At 70.6% G+C, this 11,682-nt stretch carries 10 protein-coding genes; 6 read left to right on the forward strand and 4 right to left on the reverse strand.

Features of this window, described 5'->3' with window-relative positions:
* Positions 1 to 72 precede the first annotated feature (72 nt).
* Positions 73 to 1,566, forward strand: a complete 1,494-nt coding sequence (locus MKK70_RS20610; RefSeq protein WP_409568303.1) for an AMP nucleosidase — start codon at positions 73 to 75, stop codon at positions 1,564 to 1,566.
* 9 nt (positions 1,567 to 1,575) lie between these two features.
* Here the strand turns inward: MKK70_RS20610 and MKK70_RS20615 are convergent, their stop codons facing one another.
* Both MKK70_RS20615 and MKK70_RS20620 read right to left on the reverse strand, forming a co-directional pair.
* Positions 1,576 to 2,736, reverse strand: a complete 1,161-nt coding sequence (locus tag MKK70_RS20615; protein ID WP_243949588.1) for an alpha/beta hydrolase — start codon at positions 2,734 to 2,736, stop codon at positions 1,576 to 1,578.
* Positions 2,737 to 3,098: 362 nt separating this feature from the next.
* Positions 3,099 to 3,479, reverse strand: coding sequence for a winged helix-turn-helix transcriptional regulator (locus tag MKK70_RS20620; RefSeq protein ID WP_147841832.1), 381 nt, complete (start codon positions 3,477 to 3,479; stop codon positions 3,099 to 3,101).
* A gap of 159 nt (positions 3,480 to 3,638) precedes the next feature.
* On the opposite strand from MKK70_RS20620, the gene MKK70_RS20625 reads away from it, so the two are divergent.
* From MKK70_RS20625 to MKK70_RS20635, 3 genes are all read left to right on the forward strand, one after another.
* Positions 3,639 to 4,073 (forward strand): DoxX family protein, encoded by a 435-nt coding sequence (locus MKK70_RS20625; RefSeq protein ID WP_243949590.1) that lies wholly within the window; start codon positions 3,639 to 3,641, stop codon positions 4,071 to 4,073.
* A gap of 80 nt (positions 4,074 to 4,153) precedes the next feature.
* On the forward strand, positions 4,154 to 4,534 hold the full coding sequence (locus MKK70_RS20630; RefSeq protein WP_243949592.1) for a glutathione S-transferase N-terminal domain-containing protein: 381 nt from the start codon (positions 4,154 to 4,156) through the stop codon (positions 4,532 to 4,534).
* Positions 4,535 to 4,597: 63 nt separating this feature from the next.
* A complete protein-coding gene (locus MKK70_RS20635) occupies positions 4,598 to 5,173 on the forward strand; it encodes a hemerythrin domain-containing protein (RefSeq protein ID WP_243949593.1) in 576 nt (191 codons plus the stop codon).
* An 83-nt stretch (positions 5,174 to 5,256) separates the two neighbouring features.
* Here the strand turns inward: MKK70_RS20635 and MKK70_RS20640 are convergent, their stop codons facing one another.
* On the reverse strand, positions 5,257 to 7,725 hold the full coding sequence (locus tag MKK70_RS20640; RefSeq protein ID WP_243949595.1) for a PBP1A family penicillin-binding protein: 2,469 nt from the start codon (positions 7,723 to 7,725) through the stop codon (positions 5,257 to 5,259).
* Positions 7,726 to 7,839: 114 nt separating this feature from the next.
* Positions 7,840 to 8,475: an HdeD family acid-resistance protein gene (locus tag MKK70_RS20645; RefSeq protein WP_243949597.1), complete on the reverse strand. Its 636-nt coding sequence runs from the start codon at positions 8,473 to 8,475 to the stop codon at positions 7,840 to 7,842.
* Between the two features lie 215 nt (positions 8,476 to 8,690).
* On the opposite strand from MKK70_RS20645, the gene MKK70_RS20650 reads away from it, so the two are divergent.
* Together MKK70_RS20650 and MKK70_RS20655 are read left to right on the forward strand one after the other, a co-directional pair.
* A complete protein-coding gene (locus MKK70_RS20650; RefSeq protein ID WP_243949598.1) occupies positions 8,691 to 9,914 on the forward strand; it encodes an HlyD family secretion protein in 1,224 nt (407 codons plus the stop codon).
* Positions 9,911 to 11,572 carry a DHA2 family efflux MFS transporter permease subunit gene (locus MKK70_RS20655; RefSeq protein ID WP_243949600.1) on the forward strand — a complete coding sequence of 554 codons (1,662 nt, stop codon included), beginning with the start codon at positions 9,911 to 9,913 and terminating at the stop codon, positions 11,570 to 11,572. The genes MKK70_RS20650 and MKK70_RS20655 overlap by 4 nt, the downstream gene beginning before the upstream one ends.
* Positions 11,573 to 11,682 lie beyond the last annotated feature (110 nt).

Here is an 11,682-nt window from a genome sequence, read left to right on the forward strand (position 1 = left end):
CCTCGCGCGCACGGGCGCCGGGGTGTAGAGCCGGGCGGGACGGGCCAGGCAGGATCTGAACGGGGAACGCGCGTGATCGAGAACGAACTGCGCCTGATGGAGGCGGTGGCCGACGTCGCGACGGCCGTCGACCGGCTGGTCGAGCTGCATGCCGGCGCGACCCAGGCCCTCCGCACCGCGCTGACCCGCACGCTGGACGGCGGCAAGCCGCCGGACGCCGCCGAGCGGCTGCAGTTCCGCTACCCGGAGCTTCGCGTGACCTACCGGCCCGCCGGCCCGGTCCCGCGCATCAGCCGCGCGACCGCCAAGATGCAGGCGCCGGGCACCTACAGCACCACCGTCACCAGCCCCGCCGACTTTCGCGCCTACCTGACGGCGCAGCTCGAGCCGCTGGTGGCCGATTACGGGGTCGGGCTCGAGGTCGGCCTGAGCGCGCAGGAGATCCCGTATTCCTACGTGCTCGAGCCCGGCACCGACCTCGGCGCGGGACGCGTCAGCCCGGCCGAGCTCGCGACTTGGTTCCCGGTGCCGCTGCTCTCGCTCGTCGGCGACGAGATCGCCGACGGGACCTGGCAGCCGATGGCCGACGAGCCGCGCCCGCTCGCCCTGTTCGACGCCGTGCGGGTCGATTACTCGCTCCGTCGCCTCGTGCACTACACCGGCTGCGACTGGCGCGAGGTCCAGCCCTGGATCCTGCTGACCAACTACCACCGCTACGTCGACCAGTTCGTCCGCCACGGGCTGGAGCGCCTCGCCTCCGGCACGGAGGGCTTCACCAAGTTGGTCATGCCGGGGGGCATCACCGTGACGCGCGGCGAGGCCGCCTCCGCCGACCCGGCGGCGCTGATGGCCGCCTCGCCCTGGCACCGCTTCCAGATGCCGGCCTACCACCTCGCGTCCGAAGGTGCCGACGGCACCGCGCAGGGCACGACGCTGGTCAATATCGGCGTCGGCCCCTCGAACGCGAAGACGATCACCGATCACCTCGCGGTGCTGCGCCCGCATTGCTGGCTGATGGTCGGGCATTGCGGCGGCCTGCGACAGTCACAGACCATCGGCGACTACGTGCTCGCCCACGGCTACATGCGCCGCGACCGCATCCTCGACGAGCTGGTGCCGCCGGACGTTCCGGTGCCGGCGCTCGCCGAGGTGCAGCTCGCGCTCCAGGCCGCGGCCGCGCAGGTCACGGGCGAGAAGGCCGACGCGCTGAAGCGGCGCCTGCGCACCGGCACGGTCGTCACCTACGACGACCGCAACTGGGAGCTGCGCTTCAGCCAGGAACGCCGCCGGATCAACCTCAGCCGCGCCATCGGCGTCGACATGGAGAGCGGGACGATCGCCGCGCAGGGCTACCGCCTGCGGGTGCCCTACGGCACGCTGCTCTGCGTCTCCGACAAGCCGCTGCACGGCGAGATCAAGCTGCCGGGCGCGGCCAACGCGTTCTACGAGCGGGCGGTGGCCGAGCACCTGCTGATCGGGCTCGCCGCCCTCGACATCCTGCGCGGCGACCGCCACGGCCTGCACTCGCGCAAGCTGCGCAGCTTCGACGAGCCGCCGTTCCGGTAGGCCGCGCCGCTACTTCATCCTGCCGGTGATCCATCCGATGATCGCGTCGGCGACCTCGCCGTTGTTGGTCTCCAGCATCATCATGTGGCCGTTGCCGTGGATGCCGTGCTCGGCCAACGCCAAGCGGTCGGGCTTGGCGCCCGCCTGCTCGAGGAAGGCGCCGGTGCAGTCGTCCATCGTCGCGCGGAACGAGGCCTCGGCCGTCACGATCACGGCCGGCACGCGGGCGAGATTCGGCAGCTTGCGTGCCGGCTCGGCCTGGAGCCAGCAGCGGATCTGGCCGGGACGGAGCGGCGCCTCGGACTGCGCTACGACGAGGTCGGTCGGGGTCGAGACCGGCGGATCGAAGGTGAGTGGCACGCGGGTGATGCCGTAGGGCCGGGCACGCGCCTCGCCGACCTTCTCGTACCAGTCCGCTCCCCCCTTGAAGCGGATGTCGTAGAAGGTCGGCCCGTTCGGCTCGACCGCGACATGCGCCTTCACCAGGTCGGGGCGCCGGTCCGACACCGCCCATCCGAACACGCCGGCCTGCGAATGCGTCAGCAGGACGGACGGCCCGATCTTCTCGAGCAGCGCGATCAGCGCGGGGTCGACGAGCTCCTCGCTGCGCAGGGCGCTGGCGATGAACGGCACCTGCGAGAAGTAGAACTGGTCGAACGCCGCGTTGCCCCTCACGCCGGCCCCGCCCGGCCAGCGGGTGTGAAGCTTGGCCTGCGGAAACAGGTCGAAGCGCTCCTGCCCGGTGAAGATCGTCTCCAGGTCGTTCGGCGCGAGCCGCGCATAGGGGCCGTAGGCGTCCGGATCGTCGCCGGACCGGCCGCGGCCGACCTGATCGACGACGTAGACGGCAAACCCCTTCTCGACGAACCGATCGACCCAGCCGGGACGCCCGTCCGGCGTGCCGAGGAAGTTCACGCCGGTCTGCGCCGTGCCGTGCACCATCACCACGGGATAGGGCTGCGCCAACTCGACCGGCGCGTGATACTGCACGAACATCTGCCCGACGGCGGCACCCTTGCCCGCGACCGTCTCGTAGGCGCCGCCGACGAAGAAGTAGCCCTCGCGCTGCGCCGGCTTGAAGGTCGCCGGATGGTCGGGCGCAGGCTCGGCCAGAGCCGGTGACCCGAAGCTCAGCAGCGCCCAGGCGAGACCCAGGACGGGTTTCCGCATCGTGACCTCCCGCAGACGTTCTTGTTCGAGTCGGATCGGACGCTAGCAGCCGCCGGCGACCGCGTCAGGCCGTTTGGCTCGCGGACCGATAGGGCGACGGCCGTCTGTCGCCGAACCCGACCCTCGAAGGCACGGGCGCCACCGGCAGAGAGGATCAACGCGGCGGGGTCGCCGCCGCCGATGCGGCAGCGGGGGGCCTTCCGTTTCCGCTCGCATCGGGCTTCCTCGACATCCTGCGCGGTGACCGCCACAGCACGCGCCGCATGTCCCGGCGCCGTCCGATCATGCCGCAGGGGACGCCGTCGAGCGCTGACGGAGCCCGTCACCGACGCCAGTGAATCCACGGGTGCGATGGGGTGGCGTCAGGCCGCCTCCGCGCGCGCATCGTACGATGCCTGTGCGGCGTCGATCCGGGCGAGGTTGTCGAACGCCCATCGCCCGAGCGCCTGGATCGGCTCCGCAAGGGAATGCCCGATCTCCGTGAGTTCGTAGTCGACGCGCGGCGGGATGGTCGGCGTCACCGTCCGGGTCACCAGACCATCCCGCTCGAGATGGCGCAGCGTGAGGGTCAGCATCCGCTGCGAAATCCCGTCGACGCCGCGCTTGAGTTCGCTGAAACGGCACGCGCGCTCACGCAACAGCATGATCACGAGCACGGTCCACTTGTCGCCGATGCGCGACAGCAGTTGCGAGACGCGCAGGCACTCGGGCGAGTGCTTCGCCTGGGACGCGGTCACATCCATGTAACCTCGGTATCCGGTTTGTGCCGTCTTGCGACGGCTCCGCGAACTCATATCATGACCCGGTCACTAATCGAAACCGAGGCACGAGACGGAACCCCGTGCATCGGCGCGCGCGACCGGCGATCTCTCCGGCTTCACCGTCCAGCAAGGAGATCGCGCATGTCGCAGACCCTCGTCGCTCCTGCAGCTGCGCCCGCGCGCGCTCGCGACATCACCGTCCCGATCCTGACGGCGTTGCTCGTCGTCGCCTGCCTGGGGGCCGGCGGTGCCAAGCGCGCCGGCGTTCCGATCCTGACGGCGTTGCTCGTCGTCGCCTTCCTGGAAACCGGCGGTGCCAGGCGCGGCGGCGTTCCGATCATGATCCAGTTCTTCGATCAGATCGGCCTCGGGCAATGGCTCAGGATCGTCACGGGCGTGATCGAGGTCGTCGGAGCCGCGACCCTCCTGGTGCCGGGCTACGGGTTCTTCGGTGCCGTCTGGCTCGCGGCGAACATGACAGGCGCGATCCTCGCCCACCTCCCGGCGCTGCCGTCCTCGCCCGCGCCGGCGATCCTGCTGCTGGTCGCAAGCCTCGCCGTCGCCCGGCTGTGCTGATGCCTCTCAGGATAGCGGCGGACGTCGTTTGCTCCGGCCGCATCGACCTTTCGAGCCCGCATCGAACAGGAAACCCGACGATGACCGATACCCCGTTCAAGCCCGTCATCTACCTGATGGCCGGCTGCCCGTTCTGCTTCAAGGTCCGCCTGTTCCTCCTGGAAACCGGGCAGCTCGACCACGTGACCTTGCGGGAGTTCGTCCCAGGCACGAAGGAGCAGAAGGCGATCGGCAGCCTTCTCGCACGAACCGGAACCCAGGTCGCCTATCCGACGGCCGAGCTGACGCCCGGCGTCCTCACCGCCGAGTCCGATGCCATCGTCGCGCATTTCGCGACACGCGCGGGCGTCGCCGCAGACACCCTGCCGACCTACGCGTCGTATCTCGCCGGCGTCTTCAAGAGCCTCCAATTGCTCTACCGCGAGAACATGGAGCTGATGAGGCGCCAACCGGCGGGCTGACGCGGAGGCGCGAACCCGGTCCCTCGCCCTTCCCACGAGTTCCGAAGCGAAAGCCTGCCCGCCATGACGGTCGAACCCATCCTGACCCTGGAAGGGATCCCCTTCCTGGACGACGCGACCCGGCCCAGGGCACCGGCCATCCCCGGCGTCACCCCGATGCAACGCGCCCGAGGGCGGCGCCTGGGCCTGTATCACCGGCACCACCTCGCCGAGCTTGCCGCCGTCCGCGCTGCGCTCGACCGGTTCCGGTCGGGGACCGGCACCGTCGAGGCCGTGTCCGAGGGCGTCGCGTCCCTGTCGATGGTCGCGAACTACCGCGCGTTCGGCAACCTGTGCGGGCAACAATGCCAGATGCTCCAGATGCATCACGACATCGAGGAAGGCAGCGTCTTCCCGGCCATCAGGCAGGACGCAAGCATGCGCCCGGTTCTCGACCGCCTGGGCGCCGAGCACCGGACCGTGCACGCCCTGCTCGAACGCATCCTGCAGATCGCGCGCGCCATCGCCGTGGATCCGCACCGGGACTACGCCCTCGCCCTGAGCAGGATCTACGAGACCTTCGAGCAGATCGTGATCTCGCATTTCGGCTACGAGGAGCGCGAGCTCGAGGAGGCGATCGGGTTCTACAACGCGTTATGAACGGCCGCCTCCAACCGGAGCGCTTCGTCGATCGCCGCGGGCCCGGATCGGATGGAAGGCCCCGGGTAAGCCGACACGTTTCTTCAGCGGCGCCCGCCCCACATCCCGGTGCGTTCCGACCGCGCCTGCTCCTCCGCCGCGAGCAGGTCGGGCGGCGCGTCCTCGCTGGCGCGGGCGCCGCCGGCCGAGAGGATCAGCGCGGCGAGGTCGTCGCCGTCGATGCGGCAGCGGGTGCCTTGGGTTCCGCCGGCATCGGGCGCGCACACCACCTCGCGGCGGCGCAGGTAGCGCGCGAGCTGGCGGGCGAGGTGGCCGCCCTGGCCGTCGACGCCGGCGAGCCGCACGGTGCGGCCGCGGAACGACAGGGTCCCGGTATCGATCACCTCGGGCACGCCGCGCGCCTCGGGGCCGGCGGCCGGCGCGGAGGCTGCGGGCGCGGGCGGCGCCGCTTCGGCCGGCTGCGGCTCGGCCTTGACCGCCGAGGGGCGCTTGCGGCCCTTGGCCATCTGCGCCGAGGCCCGCTGCACGAAATCGCGGAAGATCGAGGCCGGGACGTCGCCGCCGCCGACGCGGTTCATCGCGGAATTGTCGTCGTTGCCGACCCAGACGCCCACGACCATGTCGGGCGTCATGCCGATGAACCAGGCGTCGCGGTAATCCTGCGTCGTCCCGGTCTTGCCGCCGACGGCCAAGCCGGACACGCGCGCGCCCTTGCCGGTTCCGCCGTCGACCACCGCCTGCAGCGAATCGAGCATCATCGTGCGGCTGTCGCCCGGCAGGCCGGCGGCGGGCTTGGCGTCGGGGCGCAGATAGAGCGGGGCCGGCGCTCCGCCGCGGATCGCGTGGATGTCGAAGCTTTCCACCGGCGTGCGGTTGGCCAGAACGCCGGCATAGGCGCGTGTCATCTCCAGCAGCGTCACCTCGGCCGAGCCGAGCGCGAGGCTCGGCACGTTCGGCAGATCGGACTGCACCCCGAGGGATTTCGCCGTCGCGATCACGGCCGGGATGCCGAGCTCCTCGCCGAGCTGGGCCGCCACCGTGTTGATCGAGAGCGCGAAGGCGGTCCGCAGCGGCACGGCGCCGCGGAACCGGTTGTTGGCGTTCTGCGGCTCCCAGTCGCCGATCTGCACCGGGCGGTCGACCAGCACGGTCTCCGGGGTCAGCCCGTTCTCGTAGGCGGTGAGGTAGACGAACAGCTTGAACAGCGAGCCGGCCTGGCGCTTGGCCTGGGTCGCGCGGTTGAACTGGCTGTCCTCGTAGTCGCGCCCGCCCACCATCGCGAGGATCGCGCCGTCCTTCGACATCGCGACGAGCGCGCCTTGGCCGATCTTCTTCTTGCCGCCCTCGGCGTCGAGGCGGCGTGCGACGATTCCCTCGGCGAGGCTCTGGAGGTCGAGGTTGAGGGTCGAGCGCACGGTGAGGTCGCCCGGCGCGTCGGTGAGCTTCTTGGCGTCGGCGGCGAGGAGGTCGAGGAAGTAGTTGCTGCCCGGCGGCGTCTCCGGCGGCGTGCGCAGCGTCACGGTCTTGGCCCGCGCCGCGTCGGCGGCCTCCGCGGTGATCGCGCCGGTCTCGACCATGGTCTGCAGCACCACGTCGGCGCGCTCCTTGGCGCCGCCGAAGTTGCGCGTCGGGGCGAGCTGCGAGGGCGCCCGCACCAGCCCGGCGAGCATCGCCGCTTCCGGCAGGGTCAGCGCCTTCGCGCCCTTGCCGAAGTAGCGCCGCGCCGCCGCGTCGGCACCGTAGGCGCCGGCCCCGAAATAGGCGGTGTTGAGGTAGCCGAGGAGGATGTCGTCCTTGCTCATCTCAGACTCGACCCGCAACGCCAGGAAGGCCTCCTGGATCTTGCGGCGCAGGGTCTTCTCCTGGTTGAGCGACGTCAGCCGGACATATTGCTGCGTGATCGACGAGCCGCCCTCGCGCACCCCGCCGCCGACGGCGTTGCGCCAGGCCGCGCGCACCAGCCCGCGCAGGTCGATGCCCCAATGGCTGTAGAAGCGCCGATCCTCGATGGCGACGATCGCCTGAGCGAGATGCGGCGGAAGCTCCGCCTTGGTGATCGGCTGCCCCCGGAACGCGCCGCGGGTGGCGAAGACCCGGCCGTCGTCGGCCTCGACGGTGAGCGCGCGCTGGCCCTGGTCGATCACCACACCGCCGAGCGGCGGCAGCGTCAGGAACGCGAACAGGACGTAGCCGGCCAGCGCAACGAGCGGCAACGCGACGACGGCGCCGGCGACCAGGAGCGCGGGGCGCAGCGGACGCCCGCGGATGGCGAAGCGCGACGGCGCGGACCCGGCGGTCGCCGGTCCCGCGATGGGGGCGTCAGCCTCGGCCGGAGTTTTGGATCGGCGGCGTGCCGCGAGGCCCCCGACGAGCGATCCGGTGGCGCGCGCCGCCTCCCGGCCCCTGCGCCCGGCGCCGCGCGCGGCACCGGCTGCGAGGATGCCGAGCTGGCGCGCCAGCACCTTGGCGGCGGCAGCCGCCTCCCGCGCCGCGGCACCGGCATCGGGCGAGGCGTCGTCGGGGGGGCGTCGATCCGGATCGGGTGAAGGCATCGTGTTCCTGAACGGCGGCCCGTGCGACACCACAGCCCCGCCGGCGCTGCCGTTCTAGAACGATCGGGCGGAGCGAAGCTATGCCGTGTGGCGTCCGCCGGGACGTCCGGTCTCTCAGACGCCGTGGCGGAAGGGCATCGGCGAGCCGGCCGCCTCGTGGCGGTCGCGCAGGCGGAAGCCGAGGACGACCAGCAGGACGCCGAAGGCGACGGCGTAGGCGCCGAGCCACCAGGTGAGCACCAGCGCCGACATGCCCGGCTCGACGAGCAGCACCGCACCGAACAGGATCGAGACTACGCCGCCGAGGCCGAGCCACCAGCGTCCGAAATGCAGGTGCAGGCGGAAGGCGGCCGCGATCATCAGCGCGCCCGTGACGATTGCCCAGATCGCGACGAGCAGGACGAAGGCCCAGACGGCGGCGCCGGGCACGAAGAAGGCCGCGACGCCGACCAGGATGTCGAGCAGGCCCTCGATCAGCAGGAAGCCCCAACGCTCGTGGGCCTGTGCCGCCCGGACCGAGGCGACGATCGCGAACACGCCGTCGACGACCATGTAGGCGGCGAAGAACCACACCAGCGACAAGACGAAGGCGGCCGGCGCCACGAAGGCCATCACGCCGAACAGGATGGCGACGACGCCGCGCAGGGCGACGAGCCACCAGTTGCGCGCCAGCGTCCGGCTCATCGCGTCGAGGCGCGCGGTCCCGACGAGCGGGACGCCGGTCGGATGGGTTCGAGAGAAGAGGGCCATCGCATCGGCTCGCTGGTGATCGGTACGGTTCTCCGGCGCGAAAACGCCGCACCGCAACGCCCGTTCCCCTCGGTCCTGTCCCGCGGGGTCGAACGGCGCGGCGAAGCGCAGCGGAACTTTGCCGTCGCATCGCCTTTTTAGTCGGTGAGGCGGGTTATTCGTTCGCTCCGGCCGCTTCGGCAGTGTTCGGCGCGGGCGCAGGCGGTTTCTTTTCGATGCTAGACGATCAGCGCCAGGCGACGGCCCTGGACCCGCAGATGCGCCCCGACGACCGGGAGGCGCCCGACCGACGCGACATCATCGATCTCAAGCCGCAGGAGAAGGATCCTCCCGCGGGCGACGAGGCCGACGAGAGCAAGGCCGAGCCCGATCAGGACGCGTCGTCCGAGGGCGAGGATGACGAGAACCGGCCGGGTATCCTCAAGCGCCATCCGTGGTGGTTCGTCCTCGGCGGGATCGCGATCGTGCTCCTTGGGATCGCCGGGTTCTTCTACTGGCAGATCTACCTGCACCCTTACGAATCCACCGACGACGCGTTCGTCGACGCGCGCCAGTTCTCGATCGCGCCGAAGGTGTCCGGCTACGTCGTCGCGCTCTCGGTCACCGACAACCAGCACGTCGACACCGGCGCGACCCTGTTCCAGATCGACCGGCGCGATTACCAGGTCGCCCTCGAGCAGGCCCAGGCTCAGATCGCGTCGGCCAAGGCGTCGATCCAGAACGTCGACGCGCAGGTCGAGGCGCAGAGGGCGCAGATCGACGTCGCCAAGGCGCAGGTGACGCAGAACCAGGCGGCGCTCGACTTCGCGAAGGCGGATGCCGCCCGCTACAAGGATCTCGCCAGCCGCGGTGCCGGCACCGTGCAGCAATCGCAATCCTCGACTTCGACCCTCGAGCAGCGCCAGGCCGCGCTGACGAGCGCGAACGCCAGCGTGGTGCAGGCGCAGAAGCAGATCGGCTCGCTCCAGGCGCAGCGGGCATCGGCCGAGGCCAGCCTCGCCAACGCCGATGCGCAGGCGGCGCAGGCCGTGCTCAACCTCGGCTACACGACGGTGACGGCGGCGCAGCCGGGCCGGGTCGTGCAGCTCACCGGCGCGGTCGGGCAGTACGCCCAGGCCGGCCAATCGCTGGCGATGTTCGTGCCCGACGAGAAGTGGGTCGTCGCCAACTACAAGGAGACGCAGATCACCGACATGCGCCCGGGCCAGTCGGTGAGGATCGAGATCGACGCCTATCCCGACCGCAAGATCACCGGGAAGGTCGCCTCGGTGCAGCCCGGCTCGGGCACCGCCTTCAGCCTGCTGCCGGCGCAGAACGCCACCGGCAACTACGTGAAGGTGGTGCAGCGCGTGCCGGTGAAGATCGTCGTCGACGAGTGGCCGCAGGACGTGTCGATCGGCCCCGGCATGTCGATCGTGCCGACGGTGCGGGTGCGATGAGCGCCGGGGCCGCCGCGGCGGGCGGCGGTTCGCGCAAGGCCGGCGGCAAGGATGCGGGAAAAGCGAAGGCGACGTCGGGCGGCCTGCCGCGCACCGCGGGCGGCCACAGCCCGTGGGCGGTGGCGCTCGTGGTCGCGCTCGCGACCTTCATGGAGGTGCTCGACACCACCATCGCCAACGTCGCGCTCCGCTACATCTCGGGCGGGCTCGCCGTCGGGCCGGACGAGGCGGCGTGGGTGGTCACGAGCTACCTCGTCGCCAACGCGATCGCGCTCACCGCGTCGAGCTTCCTGGCCAAGCGCTACGGCCGCAAGGCGTTCTTCATCGCCAGCGTCGCGCTGTTCACTGTCGCCTCGATCGCCTGCGGCTTCGCCTGGGACCTGAACTCGCTGCTGGTGTTCCGCGTGATCCAGGGGCTCGGCGGCGGCGGCATGGCGCCCCTGGCGCAGTCGATCCTCGCCGACTCGTTCCCCCCCGCCAAGCGGGGCCAAGCCTTCGCGCTCTACGGGCTCGCGATCGTCGTCGCGCCGGTCGTCGGCCCGACGCTCGGCGGCTGGCTGTCCGACAACGTCTCCTGGCACTGGTGCTTCCTGATCAACGGCCCCGTGGGCGTGATCGCGCTGGCGCTGATGTGGTGGCTCCTGGAAGATTCCGAAGCCGCGGTGAAGGAGCGCAAGGCGCTGCGGAAGAAGGGCATCCGGTTCGACGTCGTCGGCTTCCTCCTGGTGGCGACCTTCCTCGGCTCGCTCGAGATCTGCCTTGACGAGGGCCAGCGCAAGGACTGGTTCGGCTCGCCGCTGATCCAGGTCTTCGGTGTTCTCGCCGTGGTGTCGTTCGTCGCAATGATCCCGTGGCTTCTGAGGGCGAAGAACCCGGCCGTCGACCTGCGCCTTCTCGGCAAGCGCCAGTTCGGCTCGTGCTTCCTGGTCATGCTCGCCACCGGCGCGATCCTGATCGCGACGACGCAGTTCATCCCGCAGATCACGCAGGACTATTACGGCTACACCGCCACCATCTCGGGGCTCGTGCTGGCGCCCGGCGGCCTCGTCACCGTGGCGATGATGCTGGTGATCGGGCAGGTGTCCGGCTACTTCCAGCCGAAATGGCTGATCGCCACCGGCGCGACGATCGTCGCGCTGGCGATGTACGACCTGACCCGGATCTACGGCGATTCCACGTTCTGGTTCTTCGCCTGGTCGCGGATCTACATCGGCATCGGCCTGCCGATGATCTTCATCTCGATCACCGCCGCCTCGTACGAGGGCATCGAGAAGTCGCAGACCGACCAGGCCTCGGCCTTGATCAACGTCGCCCGCAACGTCGGCGGGTCGATGGGCGTGTCGCTGGCGCAGAACATCCTGGCCTATCGCAGCCAGTTCCATCAGAGCCGGCTGTCGGAGAGCGTCACCACCACGAGCCCGGCCTACCAGGAGACCATGCGGCAGGCGACGCAGTACTTCACGGTGCACGGCACTCCCGGCGTCGACGCGCAGGGGCAGGCCACCGCCTGGATCGGGCAGCAGCTCGCGACGCAGACGGCGTTCTTCGCCTACATCGACGTGTTCTGGGCGCTCTGCCTCGTCTCGGCTTCGGCGGTGCCGCTGGCGATGATCCTCAAGCGGGTCGAGCGCGGCGGCGACGCGCCGGCGGGGCATTGAGGGAACGCCCTCCGAGATCCGGTGCGGCCGCGGATCGATGCGCCGGCGACGTTCGTCCGGTTCGACAGTTCGCGGGATAACGCTTACCGGCTGCAACCAGAAGAAATCAT

Source organism: Methylobacterium sp. E-041, from assembly GCF_022829665.1.
Classification (GTDB): Bacteria; Pseudomonadota; Alphaproteobacteria; order Rhizobiales; family Beijerinckiaceae; genus Methylobacterium.

Coding starts and splice junctions, on each gene's coding strand:
- MKK70_RS20640 (WP_243949595.1), bottom strand. CDS start 7,725: ATGCCTTCACCCGATCCGGATCGACGCCCCCCCGACGACGCCTCGCCC.
- MKK70_RS20655 (WP_243949600.1), top strand. CDS start 9,911: ATGAGCGCCGGGGCCGCCGCGGCGGGCGGCGGTTCGCGCAAGGCCGGC.
- MKK70_RS20625 (WP_243949590.1), top strand. CDS start 3,639: ATGTCGCAGACCCTCGTCGCTCCTGCAGCTGCGCCCGCGCGCGCTCGC.
- MKK70_RS20620 (WP_147841832.1), bottom strand. CDS start 3,479: ATGGATGTGACCGCGTCCCAGGCGAAGCACTCGCCCGAGTGCCTGCGC.
- MKK70_RS20635 (WP_243949593.1), top strand. CDS start 4,598: ATGACGGTCGAACCCATCCTGACCCTGGAAGGGATCCCCTTCCTGGAC.
- MKK70_RS20630 (WP_243949592.1), top strand. CDS start 4,154: ATGACCGATACCCCGTTCAAGCCCGTCATCTACCTGATGGCCGGCTGC.
- MKK70_RS20615 (WP_243949588.1), bottom strand. CDS start 2,736: ATGCGGAAACCCGTCCTGGGTCTCGCCTGGGCGCTGCTGAGCTTCGGG.
- MKK70_RS20645 (WP_243949597.1), bottom strand. CDS start 8,475: ATGGCCCTCTTCTCTCGAACCCATCCGACCGGCGTCCCGCTCGTCGGG.
- MKK70_RS20650 (WP_243949598.1), top strand. CDS start 8,691: ATGCTAGACGATCAGCGCCAGGCGACGGCCCTGGACCCGCAGATGCGC.